The organism is Mesorhizobium sp. C268A (assembly GCF_040324475.1).
Classification (GTDB): domain Bacteria; phylum Pseudomonadota; class Alphaproteobacteria; order Rhizobiales; family Rhizobiaceae; genus Mesorhizobium.
Genome location: NZ_JAMYVX010000001.1, coordinates 2,216,359 through 2,237,873, shown reverse-complemented (window position 1 = coordinate 2,237,873; position 21,515 = coordinate 2,216,359). Strand labels below are relative to the sequence as shown.

At 58.9% G+C, this 21,515-nt stretch carries 11 protein-coding genes and 8 pseudogenes; 6 read left to right on the top strand and 13 right to left on the bottom strand.

Features of this window, described 5'->3' with window-relative positions:
* Window positions 1–38 precede the first annotated feature (38 nt).
* Window positions 39–1,004: an NUDIX hydrolase gene (locus NKL06_RS10790; protein WP_023693539.1), complete on the bottom strand. Its 966-nt coding sequence runs from the start codon at window positions 1,002–1,004 to the stop codon at window positions 39–41.
* Between the two features lie 444 nt (window positions 1,005–1,448).
* On the opposite strand from NKL06_RS10790, the pseudogene NKL06_RS10785 reads away from it, so the two are divergent.
* Window positions 1,449–1,913 (top strand): annotated as a pseudogene (locus NKL06_RS10785) (IS110 family transposase); the annotation flags it as partial.
* 92 nt (window positions 1,914–2,005) lie between these two features.
* On the opposite strand, the gene NKL06_RS10780 reads toward NKL06_RS10785, so the two are convergent.
* From NKL06_RS10780 to NKL06_RS10755, 6 genes and pseudogenes are all read right to left on the bottom strand, one after another.
* Window positions 2,006–2,887 (bottom strand): 50S ribosomal protein L11 methyltransferase, encoded by an 882-nt coding sequence (locus tag NKL06_RS10780; RefSeq protein WP_084567723.1) that lies wholly within the window; start codon window positions 2,885–2,887, stop codon window positions 2,006–2,008.
* A 337-nt stretch (window positions 2,888–3,224) separates the two neighbouring features.
* Window positions 3,225–3,716 (bottom strand): UTRA domain-containing protein, encoded by a 492-nt coding sequence (locus NKL06_RS10775; RefSeq protein ID WP_352580255.1) that lies wholly within the window; start codon window positions 3,714–3,716, stop codon window positions 3,225–3,227.
* A gap of 24 nt (window positions 3,717–3,740) precedes the next feature.
* A pseudogene (locus NKL06_RS10770) lies at window positions 3,741–3,866 on the bottom strand (GntR family transcriptional regulator); the annotation flags it as partial.
* A 248-nt stretch (window positions 3,867–4,114) separates the two neighbouring features.
* The gene (locus tag NKL06_RS10765) at window positions 4,115–5,644 is read right to left on the bottom strand and encodes a pyridoxal-phosphate dependent enzyme (protein WP_023693542.1); all 1,530 of its coding nucleotides are present in this window, start codon (window positions 5,642–5,644) and stop codon (window positions 4,115–4,117) included.
* A gap of 40 nt (window positions 5,645–5,684) precedes the next feature.
* Complete coding sequence (locus NKL06_RS10760) at window positions 5,685–6,566, bottom strand: GHMP family kinase ATP-binding protein (protein ID WP_023693543.1); 882 nt, start codon at window positions 6,564–6,566, stop codon at window positions 5,685–5,687.
* Between the two features lie 267 nt (window positions 6,567–6,833).
* Window positions 6,834–6,990: pseudogene (locus tag NKL06_RS10755) on the bottom strand (transposase domain-containing protein); the annotation flags it as partial.
* Between NKL06_RS10755 and NKL06_RS10750 the strand changes: the two are divergent.
* Window positions 6,991–8,837, top strand: a pseudogene (locus NKL06_RS10750) (recombinase family protein); the annotation flags it as partial.
* Here the strand turns inward: NKL06_RS10750 and NKL06_RS10745 are convergent.
* The 5 genes and pseudogenes from NKL06_RS10745 to NKL06_RS10725 all read right to left on the bottom strand — a co-directional run.
* Window positions 8,823–9,187, bottom strand: a pseudogene (locus NKL06_RS10745) (IS66 family transposase); the annotation flags it as partial. The pseudogenes NKL06_RS10750 and NKL06_RS10745 sit on opposite strands and share 15 nt — an antisense overlap.
* A 392-nt stretch (window positions 9,188–9,579) precedes the next feature.
* Window positions 9,580–9,991 (bottom strand): annotated as a pseudogene (locus tag NKL06_RS10740) (transposase); the annotation flags it as partial.
* A pseudogene (locus NKL06_RS10735) lies at window positions 9,985–10,908 on the bottom strand (IS66 family transposase); the annotation flags it as partial. The pseudogenes NKL06_RS10740 and NKL06_RS10735, both read right to left, overlap by 7 nt.
* Window positions 10,909–10,984: 76 nt before the next feature.
* Window positions 10,985–11,329 carry an IS66 family insertion sequence element accessory protein TnpB gene (gene tnpB, locus NKL06_RS10730; protein ID WP_023693549.1) on the bottom strand — a complete coding sequence of 115 codons (345 nt, stop codon included), beginning with the start codon at window positions 11,327–11,329 and terminating at the stop codon, window positions 10,985–10,987.
* The gene (locus NKL06_RS10725; protein WP_245267143.1) at window positions 11,326–11,742 is read right to left on the bottom strand and encodes a transposase; all 417 of its coding nucleotides are present in this window, start codon (window positions 11,740–11,742) and stop codon (window positions 11,326–11,328) included. The genes tnpB and NKL06_RS10725 overlap by 4 nt, the downstream gene beginning before the upstream one ends.
* Window positions 11,743–11,795: 53 nt before the next feature.
* Here NKL06_RS10725 and NKL06_RS10720 point away from each other — a divergent pair.
* Window positions 11,796–12,958, top strand: a pseudogene (locus NKL06_RS10720) (IS110 family RNA-guided transposase).
* Between the two features lie 1,022 nt (window positions 12,959–13,980).
* On the opposite strand, the gene NKL06_RS10715 reads toward NKL06_RS10720, so the two are convergent.
* Complete coding sequence (locus tag NKL06_RS10715) at window positions 13,981–15,393, bottom strand: helix-turn-helix domain-containing protein (protein ID WP_023693555.1); 1,413 nt, start codon at window positions 15,391–15,393, stop codon at window positions 13,981–13,983.
* A 222-nt stretch (window positions 15,394–15,615) separates the two neighbouring features.
* Here NKL06_RS10715 and NKL06_RS10710 point away from each other — a divergent pair, with 222 nt between their 5' ends.
* The 3 genes from NKL06_RS10710 to scpA are packed head-to-tail and all read left to right on the top strand — an operon-like array spanning window position 15,616 to window position 21,301.
* Window positions 15,616–17,148, top strand: coding sequence for an acyl-CoA carboxylase subunit beta (locus NKL06_RS10710; RefSeq protein ID WP_023693556.1), 1,533 nt, complete (start codon window positions 15,616–15,618; stop codon window positions 17,146–17,148).
* Window positions 17,149–17,159: 11 nt separating this feature from the next.
* Entirely contained in the window at window positions 17,160–19,163 is a 2,004-nt protein-coding gene (locus tag NKL06_RS10705; RefSeq protein ID WP_023693557.1) for an acetyl-CoA carboxylase biotin carboxylase subunit, read from the top strand.
* Window positions 19,163–21,301, top strand: a complete 2,139-nt coding sequence (gene scpA / locus NKL06_RS10700) for a methylmalonyl-CoA mutase (protein ID WP_023693558.1) — start codon at window positions 19,163–19,165, stop codon at window positions 21,299–21,301. The genes NKL06_RS10705 and scpA overlap by 1 nt, the downstream gene beginning before the upstream one ends.
* The last annotated feature ends 214 nt before the right edge of the window (window positions 21,302–21,515 follow it).

The window sequence follows — 21,515 nt, the reverse complement described above, 5'->3', positions numbered from 1 at the left end:
ACTATAAGGGGCATATATCTAGGTCGACTATAAGCGTGTCAACCCCGGGCCAGAGGCAATTTTGTCCCCGCAACGGCAGTTTCGTCGAGCACGACATGGCGAAACTGATAGAGCTTGGCCGGGCGCCCGCCCGTATCCAGAGAAGTCTCGCCAGTCTCCTCGACCAGTTCTTGCTGCTCGATGAGCCGGCGAAAGTTAGGCTTGTTGATCAGCCGGCCTGCCAGGGCTTCCACCGTCCGTTGCAGCTGCAGCAGCGTAAACACCGGCGGCATCAGCTCGAAGACGACTGGCCGGTATTTGATCTTCGAGCGCAAGCGCGCAAGGCCCGTCGCCAGGATGCGGCGATGGTCGGCAACCATCGTTGTCCCGGCTGTTGAGTCGGATGCGATCGACCGTTCGTCGCGGGTGGCCTCTGCCACCAGACCCGCCTCGTAAAGCAGCTCATAGCGCTGAAGCGCCAGCTCTTCATTCCAGGGGCGCTCGTCGAGCCCGAAAGCAATGGCAGCCCGCCGCCGCCGCTCACTGCGCGTCGCAGTTTGCTTGGCATCGGCCGCCCAGGCAAGCAGACGCGGCTTCAGAACATCCGCAATCAGTTTCGGTGTTCCGAGGCGGTGGTCCTCCCACGGAAAATAATCGTACCAGCTCCGCCAGGCACAGGTGGATGCGCCGGTGGCATGTTCCTTCCGGGTCAAAGCGAGATAGCTGATGGAAATGACGCGCTGCTGGCGCCCGTCGGCGCGGTCGGCATCAGCGAACGTATAGAGCTGCTCAATATAGCCCAGGGGATGACCAGTCTGCTTCTCGACCCACGCCCTTAGACCTGACTGCAGCGATCGATGCTCCAGCGCGAACGGCCCCGAGGGCAGGCAATCACCCTGCCCGATGGTGAGGACCGCTGGTTCACCGTCATTGACGGACACGACAACGGCAATCAGCTCCGCTTCGACTTGCTTGGCCTTGGCGGCGGCCCTACCGTTACGTGTTGCTTTTGGGCGATCTTCCATGGTTGCCTGGGTTGGGCAGAGTTTTCCCTGCGAAACATCCTAATCGATTTAACCAGCGTGTAACAGGCCATTTCGCCTGTCAACTCGGCTGCTCTATGAAAGGCTTAGACCTTCGGTCTACACCCGGCATGTTTCAGAAGCGACGTTCGCGGCACCTGACCCTGGGGCAGCGCAAGTAAGCCGCGCTCGGCGGTCCGAGAGGCTCTGCCATTGTGGAGTGACCGGGGCCTGAAGTAACCCTGCACGGGGGCGGGAATCCTCGAAGATAGCGGGCGCCGGCTACGTGGCCCGACCCCACGTATTATTGGCAGAGATAGAGCTTAAAATTGGACGCCGATCGAGGGTCAGTTTTGGAAACGATGACGTAATTGCTGCCGTCGCTCCTTTGAACGAAGATTCGGCTGACGGCAAAAGCCGCCAACCATTGAGATCGAGGAGGCCGCAGTGAAGCAATATGTCGGACTGGATGTGTCGCAGAGGGAGACAAGCGTCTGTGTGGTCGACGATACTGGAAAGACGGTGTTCCAGGGAAAGGCGAAGTCCGATCCGGGAGCACTGACCGAGTTACTCCGCAAACGTGCGCCTCAAGCCGAGCGCATCGGATTTGAGACGGGCGCCATGTCCAGCTGGCTATGGCACGAGCTGAAAAGGGTCGGGTTGCCGGTCGTCTGCCTTGATGCTCGGCATGCAAAGGCAGCGCTTTCAGTGCGAATGAACAAGAGTGATGAGAATGATGCCCGCGGCCTGGCCGAACTGGTTCGCGTCGGCTGGTATCGAGAAGTGAAGGTCAAGAGCGCAGAGAGTCAGGCCACCCGGTCCATGCTCGTCGCCCGGTCGAGACTTGTCGAGATCCGTCGCGATCTCAAAAACCAGACACGGTCCATGCTGAAGGAATATGGGCTGCAGTTCAGTGGCAAGCTGTCTCTCTCCTCAGGCACCCACAAGCGGCCTCGCGCCCCCTATACGTGGCTCCTCACGCGAGGTAGACTTGATGGTTCCATTCATATCGAAACCAACTCGATCAATCCAGTTTTAAGACCTCTCAATTGATAATGCTGCCCAGATTCGACGGCCAAAGGTTCTCGTAAGGGGTGGAAAGCTGTTGGCCAATGGCTGTTCGGATTTCTCGAAGAGACGAGGAATTTCCCAAAATGGGCGTCAAAATATGACGACATTCCGTGGCAGAGGCCGGAAGTGTGGGCTATGATTTTGTGCTCCACAGGATCCAACACGCTTGGATTCAAATAGTTATATTTCCTGAAGAAAACAGTCGGCGAGAGACATACCTGCTCATGGAGCATCTGGTTGACAGGGAAATATGAACGCTCAGCAAATACGTTTAACCTCGAAAGATCAAAACCGCACTGGGTAAACACGGAGTTTTTCTCGAAAGCTTGTGTGTCAGTGCAAAGAAAACCGAATTGCTCAATCCGCTCCGGCATCACGACTGTGTCAGGTCCAGCAATATGCCGGATGTCCTCAGCGACTGATTCGTATCCCTCGCCAACCACGCCACAATCCAATGTTTCCGTGAATATGACGTCAGGCGCTGAAGGCAGGTCGCCGTCCAGAAGCGCTTGCCTCGAGGATTTTGCAATAACCGTAATGCAATCTTGAAAATTGTTGGCCCGGATAAGGTCTCGTGCCAAGTTAGCAAGCCGCTCATCCATCTCACAAGTGAACACCTTTTTAGCCCCATATTTGGCGAACAGCATCGCCGGGAGGCCAGCACCGGTCCCAATTTCAACAACAATCTTACCTACGACATTACAAGATGCAATAGCCGCCTCTATTGCTCCATTTCGACCGACATCCCGGAGCATCGTGAAATGCCACCTTGGAACTTTTGAATCGCCATAAGCGTGCAAAGCGGTTTCGTTCATTTAATACATTCCGACAGAAGTAAATAATTGTCAAATGATTGCGCAAGCCCGACACAGCCAATCTTTCATGGCAGCTGATGTTCCGGGTATTGTCCGCTGCCTCAATTGCACAAACGGTGTGCTGCAGGTAAGACAGAGCCCCTTCGCCCAGCGTGCTGACCGGCGGCTTGCCCTCGCCGACGAACCTATCGGCGATCGATGTCGAGGTTGCCGCTACGAGGCGATGCTGGCGGATACGCCCGCACGGGCAGTGCACGCGTCTCCAATTTCCGAATCTGCCTCGGGCGTTGGGCAAGGGTGAAGTAGGAACAAAGGCTACAAGTTCTCAGTCGGCTCATTATTTAGATACCTCTAACTCTACGAGACAGGCCAGACAGTCAAATGGAGATTCGGATATACCGAAGATCGAGAGTGACGAGTTGCTGGTTGTTAACTGATAAATGCGCCGAAGTGTTGGATATCCATTTGGTATCGCAAATGCCTTCTGGGCCTCATCGGACGCGGGGTTGGCGGCCACAAGTATCCTGGCCGTGTGAAAGTGCTCGCCGTGATCGCGCAGTGCGTCGCTTGCAAGCTTGCCTCCAAGATCACCAACGCTGTTGCTGAACGAGGGTGGCAGGTACGACGTATCAATCATGATCGGCGTTCCGTCGGCCGATATTATATTTCGTACACAATGCATTTTTTCAGTTGGCGTCTCGAACTCACTAAACAGGCTTTGGTGGATTCTCTCTCTTGTCACCGATAGCAAGTGGACCCCCTGTTTGAGCCCGAGTCGCTGAGCATCTCCGAAGGATGCAAAGGGGAAGCCCAGGTCATGAATGAACATGCGCCGCTCTCGTACAAAGGTTCCAAGCCCAGGGAAGGAACGCAGAAGTCCCGTATGTTGTAGGTCGCGCAGCGCCCGCTTTATTGTTATATTGCTTACGCCGAACTCCTCCGCAAATTTGGCGGCGGATGGTAGAGGAGTCCCTACTTCGTATTCGTTTTCAAAACTCGCCGCATAATCTCCTTCCGAACCTTTTCATACAGCGCACTGGCAACTGCTCTAGGCATTCAGCAAACTCCAGGAAGGTATGCTAATCGCAACTTCAAGCGGACCGTTGCGTCGAGCATAGTGCGCATTGCCACCTCGATGACTGCGCAGGAAGCGACGAATTCTGCAAGCTTGACAGTCCCGTGCACCTAATGTGCCTCGTCAAGCGTCAAAACAATGGACGATTAAGTTCATCTGCCGGGGCCAATCCTATATTCAAAAATGGTCTGAGTGCCGATAGGACCGCAGTAAGTAGCGCCTGTGTCACGGAAGCCCGACCGCAGATAAACGTCTCTAGCTTTAATATTACGTCCGTTGACGGCGAGCATGAGACGATTGATCCGTGGTCGGTTTGTCAAAATCCATTCACCGGTGAGTTTACTAGCGAACGTACCGTATCCATTCCCTTGGTATAATTGTCCAACACGAAGGCTATGCAAAGTAATCGCGTCTGGCGGCGCCCATTCTGGCAACGCGGCTTCTTCACGAAGGACGAAGAAGCCAACGATTTGATTTCGGACCGCAATCGCGAAAGGGTGCTCCAGTTCAGGGTTCGGGCCGCCTCGAAGCTCCGAGAACGTCACATGGAACGGGTCGACAAACTGCTCTTGCTCGGGATCCAGTTGCAAATGGCTGACGGCAGCGCAATCAAAGCGAGATAGGGATTTCAACTGCGGAGAACTTGCCGAACTGCTTGGCGTCCGGTCGATGAGGCTCGAAAGGACATCGTCGAGTGTTCGCCTGCTCCAAGCATAAGAGGACCAGCCGCTCAACTCCTCCGTGGGCGCTGTCACAACCACTGGCTCTTGGCACATAGGCGCGGCCCATCCAGGTACGGATGAGAGCCAGTCCTCGTTATATACAGATTCGACGTAGCGATGCCCCTCATCCGGAAAGATCGCGACGACGGCCTTGCTTGGGTTCTTGCGCGCCCACCAGTCGGCGACTTTATAGGCGGCGCCGCTAGTGGGGCCCACGAACAGCCCATGATCCCGGTGCAACTGATGAGTTGCACGAAACATCTCCGCAGACGTTAACCAATGAACCTCATCAAACTGTGTATGGTCCACGTTGAAAGGAACGATTTCCCCGCCTAGACCACTAAGGTCTACCAGCTTTCCGCCAGGTTGCCCAAATAGGACAGAATTCGGAGTATCAACGCCAACCGCGTGCAATTCTGGGAAGAGTGCCTTCAGAAACATGGTCGTGCCGCACATGGAGCCTCCTGACCCGACAGGCCCAACCAAGCAGTCGATCTTTCCCAATCTTTCGATCAGCAGTGCTGCAAACTTCGCGTAGGCGTGCGGATTGTACGCATTGGAGTACTGTGAAGGCCAATAGCTGTCGGGTATCTCTTTCAGATATTCTGCCAGCCTGTCCAAGCGCGCTTGCTGGAATCCACCGCTGGGCGCCGGCTTTTCGACAATGTCCACGTGTGCGCCAAGCTCGATGAAACGCCTATGAAGATGTCGATCGATCGAAAAGTCGCTCACGAGAATGAGCTTGAAGCCATACTGTACAGCGAGCATAGCCAGAGCGAGACCAAAAGTCCCCGAAGAGGACTCGCAAATGGTGGCACCTGGTTTCAGCAAATCCTGCTCCACAGCCCGTTCCAGCATGAACCGCGCAGGTAGGAGTTTCATAAGAAAAAAGCTGGCACCATACAGACCATCGCTCAACTTAACGATTCGAGGATTCTCGAAATCCTCAAGCTTGCGCATTAGAGTGCGGCTAATCACTTGTTGCTCTCCAGATTCTATTTCAGTGTGTGATGATCGAGGGTTCAAAATCGGACTTTCGGAGGTCATCCATCGCTAAGTTTATGTTTTCGCTAGTCCTTTCGTTGGCCGGATCGAACATCACGCCGACAACTGTCCCGGTGTGGGCCACCTGTATGCCGACAGCGCCATGACGGTCCCCAATTACTTCGATATCGAGCAGGCGCGGCTTTCGGAGAAATCTCTGGTTGATTCGAGCACTTGCCGTAGCAACTCGGCCAAGCAAGCCAAGGTCGGACGCTGTGATCGCTTGACGCAACAGGCTCCGGAGCGGGCGAAACATTTCGATCTCGAGCGGGCTATACCGAGCCGGCTCTAATGTGAGCGTATCGACGGTTTGACCGCCCGTTGGATCAAGGCTGATGACGTCAATCGGCGGAAGCGAAAATCTGAAAGACTCTATTGGGATTCCCTCGCGATGTGCGAAAAGCACAGCTTGCTGTGAAAACAGTGTGGGATCGCATGCCGTCTCGGCGCTCACGGCAATTTGCATCACGCTATCAGGGGTTGGGTGCACGTCCAGATAACCAAGAACCGCCAAGATGCTGGCAACGACGTCAGCGGTGGATGAGCCCATGCCGCGTCCGACAGGGATGTTGCTTTCAATTGTTAACTGTCCGCCTGTCCTACCCGGAGCGAACCTCTTAAGCGTGAGCTCCGCGGCGCGTTTCGACTTCTCACAATAGCGTGGAACGACGGATATCCTGTGTTCGCCCTTCGCTGAGAACTTTGCCTTTGACTTGAGCTGACGGTAAGGCAGCGAGACAAGAGCGCGGCGCAGACGCGCATCCTCGTCCTCAAAAATGCCCTGAAGAAGCTCGCCATGGTGTCCGATAGCCTCACCGTGTCCTTCTGTCGCAGACATGATTGATCTCCATAGTTTCAAGCCTCTGATGAAAGGAGGGACAAATGTCTATGAAACCAATGTCGTGGCATCTTCCGCCGCCTTTCAATGAGCCATTGTCAAAATTCGTGCCAACCGCACGGAAAGAGCCCCTGAGAACCTTTGTGGCTGCTAATCAATGACTTACAACCGCCGGAGCAGGAACCAGGCCGAAAACTACCGTGTCGCGAATTCGACAAACCAGACATAGGTGCTGGTGTTTCGCCGTCAGAATTCCTCCGTAAGCGGTCAGCCGATAACGTCAGGCCTAAAGTTCCAAGGCACGAGCATTTCGATCTCGGATGCCGGCCATCCTTGAGCGATGCGGGTCAAGGTCCTGCGAGAGCCAGTCGAGCGGATCGACCCTGTTCATTTTGCAGGTTTGCAGCAAGGTGGCTACCGTCGCGTCGAGCGCCCGGGTTTCGAGCGGCTCGTCGACGATCTGTGCACCGGTCATGTCGGCGCAGTATTGTTTCTTGAGGCCTCTCCGTTGTCGCGCAATGGTCCGGACTGGCATAGGCTGCTTGAGCTTTGCGGTCAGGTCGATGCGCGCGTGATCGATATCGATGGCATTTATGATCCCGCCAAGCCAAACGACCGGCTGTTGCTCGGCATCAAGGGCAACATCAGCGAGTTCGAGCTTTCTGTCATTCGGGCGCGGATGTACGAGGCCGCGCGGCAGAAGGCCCAGCGGGGCGAACTGCGGATAAGTGTGCCGATCGGCTACATCTGGCACCGCGATTACGGTCTGGGTTTCGACCCTGATATTCGGGTCCAGGAAGCGATCAGGCTTATATTCGCGCGGTTCCGCGAGATCGGCAGCGCACGCCAGGTGCTGATCTCGCTCAATGCCGAAGGCATGCATTTTCCGCGCCCATCTGACGGCAAGATGATGGTCTCCTTCGACTGGGTTCCGATCTGCTATCGCAGCGTCATCAGCGTATTGAAGAACCCTTTCTATGCGGGGGTCTATGTGTACGGCAAAACCCAGAAGCGGACCGAGATCGTCGATGGCCGCGTCCGCAAGAGCTACGGCCACCGTAAATCCCATGAGGATTGGGCGGTTGTGCTCAGGGAGCATCATGAAGGCTATGTCGGCTGGGACGAGCATGAGCGGAATCAGAAGCTGCTCGCCGCCAACACCTACGGCAAGGGCGGCGGTGTAAAGTCCGGTCGGGGCGGAAGGGCTCTTCTGGCCGGCATGCTCACCTGTGGTCATTGCGGTCGCCGCCTGTGCGTCGTTTATGTCGGCCGTGGCATCGGTTATCATATCTACCGTTGCGACCGCTCGAACCTCATGCTGGCGCGACCCCGATGCATGACCGCCAACGCTGCGATCTCGCAGGAGGTTTTGCGCGCCGTGGCGCCCATGGCGATCGAAGCAGCATTGGAGGCGGAGCGCATGCATCTCGAAGGCGAAGCGCAGAGAAGGCAGATGCTTGAACTGGGTTTGCAGCAGGCCCGCTACGAAGCCTCGCTTGCCGAATGACGCTATGCGGCCTGCGACCCCGACAACAGGCTCATAGCCGCTCAGCTTGAGAAGAGCTGGGAGGCCACGCTTCGCCGTGTCGAAGCCTGCGAAGCCCGGCTCAACAATCGGCAAGTTCGCGATGACGCCGCCATCCCGGATTTTGCCGGCCTGGCTCAGGATCTCAGGGCTGCATGGGACGCTTCCGATGTCGACATGCGCTTTCGGCAGCGGCTCCTGCGTTCAAGGATATCGTCGTGACCGTGGACGATGGTGCGAGGCAGGTCGAACTCACCATACACTGGCAGGGCGGACAGCATTCGCAGGTTCACATGCGCAAGCCAAAGTCCGGCGAGCACACCAAAAGCACGCCCGAGGAGGTGATGGCAATCATCCGATCGATGGGGACGCGCTGGTCCGACGCAGATGTCGCCGCCACGCTCAACCGCATGGGGATGCGGACCGGTCAGGGAAAGACCTGGACAGGGCATCGCGTCAGCTCGTTGCGCCGGGTGCACAAGATCGAGGACTACCGGTCTGCCGGCAATACTGGCGGAGAATGGCTCACCATGTCGGAAGCCGCGACCAAATTCGGCGTCACCAACCATAAAATCCGGCGTGTCGTCGAAGCAGGGCTGTTGCCCACCGAGCAAATCATGCCCGGCGCGCCCCATCAAATCCGCGCAGCGGACCTCGAAAAGCCCACCGTCAAGGCCGCGATCTCGCGTAAAGGCCCGTGTCGCGTCACCAACCAAGACCAGAAATCCCTGTTTTCCGCCATTTGAAAAGGAGCAGCATAATGAATCAGGCATCGTCTGGGGCCTGATTGCACGCTCGACGATATGGAGTCGATCTCGATGCGACCGTCCATCAGAAAGCGTTCCAGCGCCTCCCGCGGGTGAGCGCGTAGCGGATCGCCTCGGCGGTCTTGGATTTTCCGGAGACTTCCCCAGGTCCGCTTGGCTCGCGACAATGGCCGCGGACTTTTCCTGACGGAGCGCGGCGCGGCTTCCGGCATCCTTGCCGCGAACCTCGTCCTCGACCTTCCACAATCGGTCATGGCGATGATCGTTACCATCGCGGCTTGCGAGATCCCGCTGATGTGCAGGTCGTAGAATTTGCGCCGCAGGTGCGCCTTATCTGTTGCACAAGATAATGCAGAGCGTTTTTAGCTTGGCGTCGCGCTGCAAGGCGGGTGGCGAGAGTGCGCTGAGGTGGATCGCGGCGGTGAGCTAAAAACGTGTTGGACCAAGCCGCCCGCACGGGTGGCCGCTATGGGCGTTCAATCAGGCCGTGGCCATGAACAGGCATGGCGGGGGCGCGGATGCGGTCGTGGACGCAGCGATTGCAGGGCTCGCGTGCGCCGAAAGCGGCGCGGATATCGGTTCCGGCATGTGAGGATCGGCGCCGCGCCCTGACTGAGAGAGGTTGCCGGTGACGACGGCGCACACTTTTGCGGGACCGGCTCAGTTTGGCTTCCGAGCGGGTTGGCGCGATGCTGATGACAAGGAAGGCGACGCCCCTGCTTCATGACGTGTCCTGGTATGGCGGGCGTCCGGTGACGCCGTCGAATGTTTCGATGATGATCATCCGGCCTTGACGACAGGCGGGGCATTGCCTGAGGGAATGCCCGGTGAGGTCCTCGTAGCGGTCGCGATAGTCCTTTGCGGATCGGCTGTCCGACGGCTCTGGAACTGGCATGCCGAGCAGGTCACGACAGCAGGCGAGCTTTTGCGCGCGATAGCGATTGCCGAGGAAGCCGTAATAGCGGATGCGATGGAAGCCCTCGGGCAGGACGTGCAACAAGAAGCGGCGAATGAACTGGTCGGCCGCGACGGTCATGACCTTCTGCCGACTGCACCTTCCAGCGAAAGGCGACTTCGCCATCCTCGATGGCGACGAGGCGATTGTTGGAAATGGCGACGCGGTGGGTATAGCGGGCGGACTGGTTCCACCATAGGGTCGATCATCCCGTGCGTAGGCCCATAGCCAGGCCTTCGTGGTTTTCCCCGCTCCGGGGGCAAGGGTGGGCAAGGTCGTCTCGTCGGCGAAGACCCTTTCGCCCTCCTTCACACGCTCGAGGATGTAATCGGCGAGCATCTACAACTCGAAGCCCACATGCCCCATCCACTGCGCCATCAGCGACCGGCTGGTCTCGACACCGTCGCGCAGATAAATCGCCTCCTGCCGGTAAAGCGGAAGGCCGTCGGCGTATTTCGACACGGCGATGTAGGCGAGCAGCCGCTCCGTCGGCAGGCCGCTTTCAACGATGTGCGCCGACGCCAGAGCCCGGACCACGCCGTCACGGCCCCGGAAAGCGTATTTGGGACGGCGCGTGACGATGACCCGGAACTTCGGCGGCACGACGTCCAGCCGCTCGGATCGGTCCTCGCCGATCAGAACCTTTTCCAACCCTCGCAGTTCGCCAGGGATTTCCGGCTCGATAATTTCCTCGATGCGTTCGAGGTGGGCAGCAAAACCCTTGCGCGGACGCGGGGCGCGCTTCGGCTTGTTTCCGACCGCGCGGTCGAGTTCGCTCCGGATTTCCGAAAGGCCGGTCTCGACCTCTTCGAAGGCAAAGGAGGCCTGCTCGTCGTCGATGGCCAGCGTAGCCGCTCGGAACGCGTGCCATGTTGCGTGCGCTGTAAAACTTTCAGGATCGACGTGAGATTGGCGATCCGCTCGTTGGCGCTCCTCTCGACGGCTCAGCCGGGCGACCTCCGCCTCGGATGCTGCGATCCGAGCTTCGGCGACTGCGATCCGGGCCTGACTCGCAGCCTGCTCGCGAGCCATGGAAAGGATCATCGCCTTCAGCGCATCAACGTCGTCGGGAAGGGCAAGACCCGGTAGAACCATGGCAAGCAACAGAGCACAAAAACAGCCGCTTTCCCAACCGTTCCAGCCGCATGATTCATCTTGCCGCAGGCCGGTTTCAGCCCGTCGATAACGGCCGCCTGACCCTGGCCGGACGGATCTTTTTCCAGTCCAGTCCGGCCAGAAGCGCCATCAGCTGGGCGTGGTCGAGACGCATGCGCGCGGCCGATATCGCAGACCAGCAGAAGCTGTGATCTTCCAGAGTCTTCGAATAAAGACAAACCCCGCTGCCGTCCCACCACACGATGCGAACCCGGTCCGCACGCTTCGAGCGGAACACGTGAAGCGCCCCCGAGAACGGGTCCAGGCCGCCATCCCTGACCAGCGCCATCAAAGATGCCGCGCCCTTGCGGAAGTCGACAGGCTGGCACGACACGTAAACCACCACACCGGAAGCGATCATGCCTTGCGAACCGCGCGGATGATTCTCGCCAGGCGATCGGGATCAACATCGCCGCCGGCGCGCACCACGGCATCGCCAATGACGATTTCCACCATGTCGCTGCCCATTGCTTCAAAGCCCGTGAACTTCGCCGGCTTGCTCGCTCCCTCCGTCAGTGGCGCAACCATGCCCGACGAAAGCGCCTTGCGGCGCCATGCATAGAGCTGCGAGGGGTCCAGCCCCTCGGAACGCGCAACTGCCGACACATTACCCCCTGGCGAGAAGGCTTCGACGACAAGCCGTGCCTTCTCTTCGTCCGACCGATGGCGCGGCTTGCGTCGGGACGGCACAGCCTCCGCCGTCAAAATCTCGAATGTTCGATGATGGCTCATACTGTCGCTCACAGATCCCATGGGCTGGATGACGGCCGCCATTTTTTGCAGAATGAGTGGTCGTCCTACCAACCACCTAATCTGAGGAGACTGCGATGCTTAAGACCGATATCCCGACGACGGCCGTCCAAACCAATCTTGCTGCAATATTTCTATCCTTGGAACTGTCGCGTTCGACATGGCTCATCACGTCGCTGTCACCGGGGAATGGCGAGAAGATGTCGAAGCACTCGGTGGAAGCTGGCAATATTGTCGGTCTAATTGAGTTGTTCTCGAAGCTGCGAGAAAGGAGCCGAGCCAGAACGGGGCAGATGTATCCGATCATTACGATCCAGGAAGCTGGTCTCGATGGTTTTTGGGCCCACCGATCGCTCGAGAAGAAGGCATCGAAAGTCACATCGTTGATGTGGCTTCAATCGCTACGCCTCGCCGCCGGCTGCGCGTGAAGACTGATCGTGTCGATGGCGAGGCGCTGTTGCGTGTTCTGCTGGCCTTCAAGAGGAAGGAACCGCGCGTATGTGCGATGGTGCGGGCCATTTCCCATGAAGAGGAAGACCGGCGGCGGATCGGCCGGGAGCAAAAAGCGCTGATGGTGGAACGTGTCGGTCACGTCAATCGGATAAAGGGGCTTCTTTTCTCGCAGGGTATCAGCGATTACGAGCCCCTTCAGAAAGATCGACGCCAGCGCCTCAGGGAACTGCAAACAGGTGACGGTCATATGTTGGCACAACATATGAAAGCCCAGATTGCCCGTGAGCTGGACCGGCTGGAACTGGTTATGGAGCAAATCAAGGTGGTCGAGGACGAGCGTGACGCACTTCTCGCGGACCAAAGCGCAGGACAAGACCAAACCGTCGCCGGTCACGATGTTACTTGGGATCAAAGGCGTCGGTGCGGAGTTTGCGAACATCCTATGGTCGGAAGGTCTGTTCCGGCCCTTCGACAACCGCCGCCAGGTCGCGGCCTATGCAGGATTGGCACCGACGCCTTGGCAAAGCGGCTCGATTAACCGCGAACAGGGCGTGTCGAAAGCAGGCAATCCGAGACTGCGCACGACTTTGATCCAGCTAGCCTGGCTGTGGTTGCGGCATCAGCCGGATTCGGCATTGGCGCAATGGTTCAGGGGCGTGTTGAACATAATGGTGGTCGCATGAAGAAGACGACCATCGTCGCGCTGGCGCGCAAGCTGTTGGTCGCGCTTTGGAAGTATGTCACCTCTGGGGTCATCATCGACGGCGCCATCATAAAGGCCCCATAACGCTTTCACTCTCCCCCTTAAGATACCACCAAGGTCTCATGAGCCCTGGTGGTTCCAGGCCGACGACCGAGAGAATCTTTGGCGAGATGCCGTCTCATAGAATCGCTTTGTCGACCTAAGCCCTGCCCGCCGGAAGCGGGATGTTGGTGCAGCCGAAATAAACGGCGACCGTATGTGAGGTGGATGAGGCTCGGCAAAACGAGCCGTGTCACACAGTCGGGCTTGGAACCTGGAACCGATAATCTGAGATGACGATATGTTTTAACCACCTTGACACAGATGTTCCCATGTGAGGATTCTCCGCATGATTCATGCTGAAAATGAGCGATCAACCGCCCGCACGCTACGTGGGGATGCCTACGCGCTTACATTCCTCCGCGGGAAAGCGGAATTGATGCGTCATTCAATCACATTCCGGTTGAGACCAGTAACGCTTGGTCGTGAGGCGGCGTGCAGGATGGGCGGTCTGGGCATGAGACAGGAAGGCGCGTCCGGCTCCGGCCTTGCCTCCAAGCTGATGCGGCTTGGCTGGTTCTGCCCCCGTGATTGCAAGTCAATTAAGGCCCAAGAGGTGAGGGCGGTGCTCACGGCGCGCAAGCTCGTCCATCGCTGTTCGCAGTGACCTAATGGGATGGACGACCTCCGCTCTCGGATCGAGGTGCCACAGGGTGGCTGTCGCAAGTCACAGGAGGGGGTGCCGTCCAGGGAGCGGGATATCACAGTCGGTCTGGATAGTAAGCGCGTAGGCCACCTCATTACGTGGCGTACGGGATTCTGAACGCTCATTTCTGCAAGCCTCAAAGATCGCCGCATATGGGCGGACCGTGCCGCAGGAACGGCCGGAATGAGGTTGGTGGAGCGGACCGTGCCGCAGGCGAGGTCGTCGTTCGGGTTCATGCGTCGGGGTTCGTCCCGGCGGACCTGGGATGGCCCTCGACCTGACCGCATACCCTCGATCCCTGGACCAACCGGATAGAGCGATTTGGAGCTAGGTGGCACGGTTTCCCGCACCTCACTCTCAGTCAGCCAATCGTATACGGCAGTTCGCTGCGTCGGTCGTGATCGACCGTAATCGTGCTCTTGAGCGGCGGAACGGCACGCTGGATGCAATCGACACGCTCACAAATGCGGCATGAAACGCCGATGGGCTCGAACGCTGAGCTGTTGCCAAAATCCAGCCGCTCGGAATAGACGAATTCGCCTGCATCGGAGATCTCGCATCCGAGCGCGATCGCATAGCGTCTGTGAGGAGAACCAAACCCCCCATCCGCCTTGGTGATTTCCGTGGCGATACTCAGATAGCGCACGCCGTCCGGCGTCTCGGCCAGCTGGCAAATCATGCGGCCCGGGGTTTCGAACGCCTGATAAGCGTTCCACAACGGGCAGGCTGCACCGTAGCGAGCGAACTGCAACTTCGCGGCGCTGTGGCGCTTGGTGATGTTGCCGGCACGGTCGATGCGCGCGAAGAAGACCGGCACGCCCTTCATCCGAGGCCTTTGCAACGTCGACAGGCGATGCGCCACCTGCTCAAGGCTGGCGCCGAAGCGCATAGCGAGCAGGTGCAGGTCATGTCGAAGGTCTTTTGCCATGGCCAGGAAGGGACCGTATGGCAAAATGAGCGCGCCGGCAAAATAGTTCTGGAGGCCGATCCTGCATATCTCTGCCGCTTCGGAGGTCCGAAATCGCGCGCCCTCGATGATGGCATCGATCTCCGCCCGGTGCTCCAAGGCGCCGATCTGGAATGCCATCTGAAAACTGCGCGTCGATGCAGGCGAGTAAGAGTTTAAATACAGCACGCGCGCGGACGCGTCGAAGCGCCTGATTACCCGCTCGCCACTGGCGGCACGCGCAAGCCGAACTTTATGATGCTGTTCCAGATGATCCGCCAACACGGTACCGAGATCACGATCCGGCAGGCCCAGGGCTTTGGCCAGATGCTCGGCCGCCCGGTCGAGCTCGTCGATGTAGTTGTCAACAAAATGAAAGAAGTCCCGCACTTCCTCGTAGGGTGTCGGTTCGGCAAAGGCATTGGTTCGGATCAGCTGGTCGTCGAAGCTGGCAAGCTGCTCGCTGTTCCTGCGATAGGTTTGATGGCAGGTAATCAACGCATGAGCGAGAGACGGTGCGTTTTGGGCAACGAGCTTGAGCTCCTGAAATCCAGCCGAAACACCGCTGAATACCGGGTCGGCAAGGGCCTCGCTCAGTGCCGAGAGCAGCCGGTCGGCCTCGCTGCCGCCGATCGAAGCGATATCAACCTGGAATTTTTCGGCGAGCGCAAGAAGCACCGCGGCTGACACTGGTCGTTGGTTGTTTTCTATCTGGTTCAGATAGCTGGTCGAAATCCCCAACCGCTCGGCGAAGATCGCCTGAGTGGCCTTGCTGGCCTCGCGCAATTCGCGCACGCGGCGTCCAATGAAGAGCTTACCGTTTGCCATTTGCAGTTTCGCATGTTGCTTTTTACAATTTCATACATTTTGCAAGCGCACACGGTCAAGCCTTTCCCGAGCATTGCCGGCGAACTAATGCAGGAGCGTTATGCCAGTGGAGGCGCTCATGCGATTGTCCAGCCAAGCAAACCCGAGTTTGAGGCAAAGCCGGATCGCTGCACTACGGTGCCTCGTGGCTTGGAAGATGCCCGAACAAATGGCAGGTCGCTAATGCGGGCCGTTCTCGAACAACTCGAAATCCGTCGTGCCCAGGCTCGAATGGGTGGAGGGCAGAAGCGTGTCGATGCTCAACACGCAAAAGGCAAGCTGACGGCCCGAGAGCGCCTCGTGGTGCTTCTCGATGAAGGCTCCTTCGAAGAATACGACATGTATGTCACGCATCGTGCCACGGACTTCGGCATGGCTGAACAGAAGGTGGCTGGCGACGGCGTCGTCACAGGCTGGGGTACGATCAACGGCCGGCTCGTTTACGTCTTCTCTCAGGACTTCACGGTGCTTGGCGGGTCGCTGTCGGAGACACATGCCCAGAAGATGTGCAAGATCATGGACATGGCGGTGCGCAATGGGGCGCCGGTCATTGGCCTCAACGATTCTGGCGGCGCGCGCATCCAGGAAGGTGTCGCCTCGCTGGCCGGCTATGCCGACGTGTTCAAGCGCAATGTCGATGCTTCCGGCGTCATTCCGCAGATTTCGGTGATCATGGGCCCGTGCGCCGGAGGTGCGGTCTATTCGCCGGCCATGACCGACTTTATCTTCATGGTCCGGGACTCCTCCTATATGTTCGTGACCGGTCCCGATGTGGTCAAGACGGTCACGAACGAGATCGTGACCGCGGAGGAACTAGGGGGCGCTGCAACACACACGCAAAAATCCTCTGTTGCGGATGGGGCTTTCGAAAACGATATCGAGGCTTTGGAAGAGGTCCGGCGCCTCTTTGATTTCCTGCCGCTCAATAACCGGGAAAAGCCGCCGGTGCGGCCCTTCCATGACGATCCCGAGCGGATCGAGTTGCGCCTGGACACGCTGGCGCCGGAGAGCGCCAACAAGCCCTACGACATGAACGAACTAATCCTTGCCATTGCCGACGAAGGCGACTTCTTCGAGCTTCAGGCCGCCTTCGCCCGCAACATCATCACCGGATTTGTTCGCATCGAGGGCAGGACGGTAGGGGTGGTGGCCAACCAGCCCATGGTGCTGGCCGGATGCCTCGACATTGATTCCTCCCGCAAGGCCGCGCGTTTCGTTCGCTTTTGCGACGCCTTCGATATTCCGATCCTGACGCTCGTCGACGTGCCGGGGTTCCTGCCGGGCACCGCCCAGGAATTTGGCGGCGTCATCAAGCATGGCGCCAAGCTGCTGTTTGCCTATTCTCAGGCGACCGTGCCGATGGTCACGTTGATCACCCGCAAGGCCTATGGTGGGGCTTACGACGTGATGGCTTCCAAACATATTGGCGCCGACATCAACTACGCCTGGCCGACTGCTGAAATCGCGGTGATGGGCGCAAAGGGCGCGGCCGAGATCCTCTACCGGTCCGAACTCAGCGATCCCGAACAGCTGGCGGCTCGCACCAGGGAATACGAGCAGCGCTTCGCCAACCCCTTCATTGCCGCCGAGCGCGGCTTCATCGACGAGGTGATCATGCCACATTCCTCACGCAAGCGGATCGCGCGTGCCTTTGCCGCTCTGCGGGGAAAAAGCGTCGAGACGCGCTGGAAGAAGCACGACACGATCCCGCTTTGAGAATGCAAAAAATGTTCAAGAAGATCCTGATCGCCAATCGTGGCGAGATCGCGTGCCGGGTGATCAAGACGGCGCAGAGGCTCGGCATTGCAACGGTCGCTGTCTACTCCGACGCTGACCGCGACGCCTTGCACGTCCGGCAGGCCGATGAAGCGGTCCATATCGGTCCAGCCGCGTCCGCCCAGTCCTATCTCAGCCTTGCCAACATTCTGGATGCCATCTCCGCTACGGGTGCTGATGCCGTTCATCCGGGCTACGGTTTCCTGTCCGAGAACTCGAATTTCGCTGACGCGCTCAAAGCCAACGGCATCGCTTTCATCGGGCCCTCGCCCGTCTCCATCGAGGCGATGGGCGACAAGATCACCTCGAAAAAGATCGCGGCTTCCGCCGGTGTCTCCACCGTGCCCGGCCATATGGGCCTGATCGAGGATGCTGAGGAAGCGGTGCGCATCGCCGCAGAGGTCGGCTTTCCTGTCATGATCAAGGCATCCGCCGGCGGTGGCGGCAAGGGCATGCGCATCGCCTGGAACGAGGTCGAGGCGCGCGAAGGATTTCAGTCCTCGCGAAACGAGGCGAAGAATGCCTTTGGCGACGACCGTATTTTCATTGAGAAGTTCGTCACCGAGCCACGTCACATCGAAATCCAGGTACTCGGCGATCAGTACGGCAATATCGTCTATCTCGGCGAGCGGGAATGCTCGATCCAGCGCCGCAACCAGAAGATCATCGAGGAGGCCCCATCACCGTTCCTCGACGAAGCAACCCGGCAGGCGATGGGTAAGCAGGCCATCGCTCTTGCCAGGGCGGTCGGCTACCACTCTGCAGGCACGGTTGAGTTCATCGTCGACCGCGACCGAGACTTTTACTTCCTCGAGATGAACACGCGGCTACAGGTCGAGCATCCGGTCACCGAACTGGTAACCGGCATCGATCTAGTCGAGGAAATGATCCGCATCGCCGCCGGCCAAAAGCTGCGCTTTGCCCAAGAGGATGTGAAGCTGAACGGCTGGGCGGTCGAAAGCCGGCTCTACGCCGAAGACCCGTATCGCAATTTCCTGCCCTCGATAGGTCGTCTGACCCGCTACCGGCCGCCCACCGAAGGTGCGCGTGCTAACGGCTCACTCATCCGCAACGATACCGGTGTGGTGGAGGGCGCGGAAATCTCCATGCACTATGATCCAATGATCGCCAAGCTCTGCACCTGGGCGCCCGATCGGCTGGGCGCAATCAATGCCATGGGCGCGGCGCTCGATGATTTCGAAGTGGAGGGGATCGGCAACAATCTGCTGTTTCTCGCCGCTGTCATGGATCATCCCCGGTTTCGCGAGGGGCGGCTAAGCACGGCCTTCATCGCCGAGGAGTTTCCGGACGGCTTCGCAGGTGTGTCCCCAACTGATGTGGATGAGCGTAAACTCGCGGCGGTCGCCGCACACATCAACTGGAAACTCCAGCACCGCAATGTCCTGATCTCCGGGGCAATGGACAATCATCGTCGCAAAGTCCCCAGCGATTGGATCGTAACGATTGGCAGCCATGCCTTCGCAATCGCGGTGCGCGATCAGGAAGACGCAAACGCGGTGTCATTCGAGGACGGCTCGGTTCTGAGTGTTGTCAGCGATTGGCTGCCGGGACGGCATATCGCGCACTTTCAAATTGGCACTGAGACCACGTCGATCAAAACATCGCGGTCAGGAACCGGCTACCGACTGCGCTGGCGCGGAATGGATGTTGTCGCCCATGTACGCAGCCCACCTATCGCCGAGCTCGCGCGATTGATGTCGAAGAAGCAGCCGCCGGATACCTCCAAGCTGCTGCTTTGCCCGATGCCAGGTGTGGTCACCGCTATTGCCGTGTCCGAAGGAGAACAGGTCGAGGCTGGACAGGTGCTCGCCACCGTCGAGGCCATGAAGATGGAGAACGTGCTGCGCGCCGAACGGCGGGCCGTCGTCAAACGGATCGCCGCCAAGGCGGGAGTAAGCCTCGCGGTCGATGAACCCATTCTGGAGTTCGAATGATGGCCGACGCCAAACTCGCCGACTGGCGCACTCTTGCCGAACGGGAGCTGAAGGCCTCACCAGACGCCCTGGTCTGGCGCACGCCCGAAGGTATCGACGTCAAGCCGCTCTATACGGGGGATGACTTGGGGGCTGTCGACGACCTCCATTCCTTACCGGGACTGAAACCCTTCGTCCGCGGACCGCGCGCGACGATGTATGCCGGCAGGCCATGGACAATCCGGCAATATGCCGGCTTCTCGACGGCTGAGGAGTCTAACGCCTTCTACCGCAAGGCGCTCGCCGCCGGCCAGCAGGGCGTGTCGGTCGCCTTCGATCTCGCCACGCATCGCGGCTATGACAGCGACCATCCCCGTGTCGTCGGCGACGTCGGCAAGGCTGGCGTAGCAATCGATTCCGTGGAGGACATGAAGGTCCTGTTCGAGGGCATACCGCTCAAGGACATTTCCGTCTCCATGACCATGAACGGTGCGGTCATCCCGATCCTTGCCTGCTTCATCGTCGCCGGCGAGGAGCAGGGTTGCCCGACGGCCCAGCTCTCCGGGACCATCCAGAACGACATCCTGAAGGAGTTCATGGTCCGCAATACCTACATCTATCCGCCAGAACCCTCGATGCGGATCGTCGCCGACATCATCGAATACACGGCAAAGGAGATGCCGAAGTTCAACTCGATCTCCATCTCCGGCTATCACATGCAGGAGGCGGGTGCGACGCTGGTGCAGGAACTTGCCTTCACCTTGGCCGATGGGCGCGAATATGTCCGCGCGGCGTTGAAAAAGGGCCTCGACGTCGACGATTTTGCCGGGCGGCTCTCGTTCTTCTTTGCGATTGGTATGAATTTCTTCATGGAGGCCGCCAAGTTGCGGGCAGCGAGATATCTGTGGTCGCGTATCATGGAAGAGTTCGAACCGAAGCAGCCTTCATCGCTGATGCTGCGCACTCACTGCCAGACATCGGGCGTGTCGCTGCAGGAGCAGGACCCCTACAACAACATCGTGCGCACCGCATATGAGGCACTCGCCGCGGTGCTCGGTGGCACGCAGTCACTCCACACCAACTCCTTCGATGAGGCGATCGCACTTCCGACGGAGTTTTCGGCGCGGATCGCGCGAAACACCCAGCTTATCCTCCAGCACGAGACCGGCGTGACCAAGGTCATCGATCCGCTCGCCGGCTCCTATTATGTTGAAAGCATGACCGCCGAACTTGCCGACAAGGCGTGGGGGCTCATCGAGGAAATCGAGGCCATCGGCGGCATGACCAAGGCCGTCATTGACGGCCTGCCAAAACGCCTGATCGAGACGGCGGCAACGCGCCGCCAGGCGGCGATTGATCTCGGGGAGGAGGTGATCGTCGGCGTCAATAAGTACCGGCTAGAGACCGAGGCCGCGATCGATGCCCTTGAGATCGACAATGCGGCGGTGCGCGAGGCGCAAATCCGTCGTCTAGAACAAACAAAGCGTCAGCGCGACCCCAAGCGCGTCGGCGCAGCCCTTGCCGCGCTTGGCGAGACCGCGGCCAGCGGCAAGGGCAATATACTTCTAGCAGCGGTCGACGCAGTGCGCGCTCGCGCGACGGTGGGGGAGATTTCTGACGGTCTGCGCCGCGCCTTCGGCGATCACGTGGCCGTTCCTAAAGTGATCTCGGAAGTTTACGGCGAAGCCTTCCACAATGAGCCGGAATACCAAACTCTAACGTCCCGCATCAGGGACGTTTCCGTCTCGCTTGGCGGCCGGCCGAAGTTGATGGTGGCCAAGCTCGGCCAGGATGGCCACGACCGCGGCGCCAAAGTGATCGCATCGGCGTTCGGCGATCTCGGCTTCGACGTGGTCGCCGGGCCGCTCTTCCAAACCCCGCAAGAGGCAGCAAGCATGGCGGTTGCGTCTGCAGTTCATGTCATCGGAGCGTCCTCGCTCGCGGCCGGTCACAAGACCCTGTTGCCGCAGCTCGTCGCGGCGTTGAAAGCAAAGGGTGCCGAAAACATGATCGTCGTTTGCGGTGGCGTGGTGCCGCGCCAGGATTATCAGTTCCTGATGGACCATGGGGTCGCAGCCGTGTTTGGCCCTGGAACGCACGTCTTGGACGCAGCACGTGCGGTTGTGGATCTCATTGAAGGGAGGCGCCGCAATCAGTGAAGACGCTCCTCGTCAAGCCTTCGGGATGCCCATCCTCGGACGGCGACGATGTAATGGACCGAAACGGCTCTTGAATGGCCTCAGCAGCCACTTCTGGCTGCTCAAGAGCGCGAGCGACGTCGCTGCAATCGCTGATCGACCCACGGGGCAAAGAGGCCCGCGACGTCGCTTTGAGGACTGGACAACACAGCGGAATGCCGTAAAGACCGGCGTC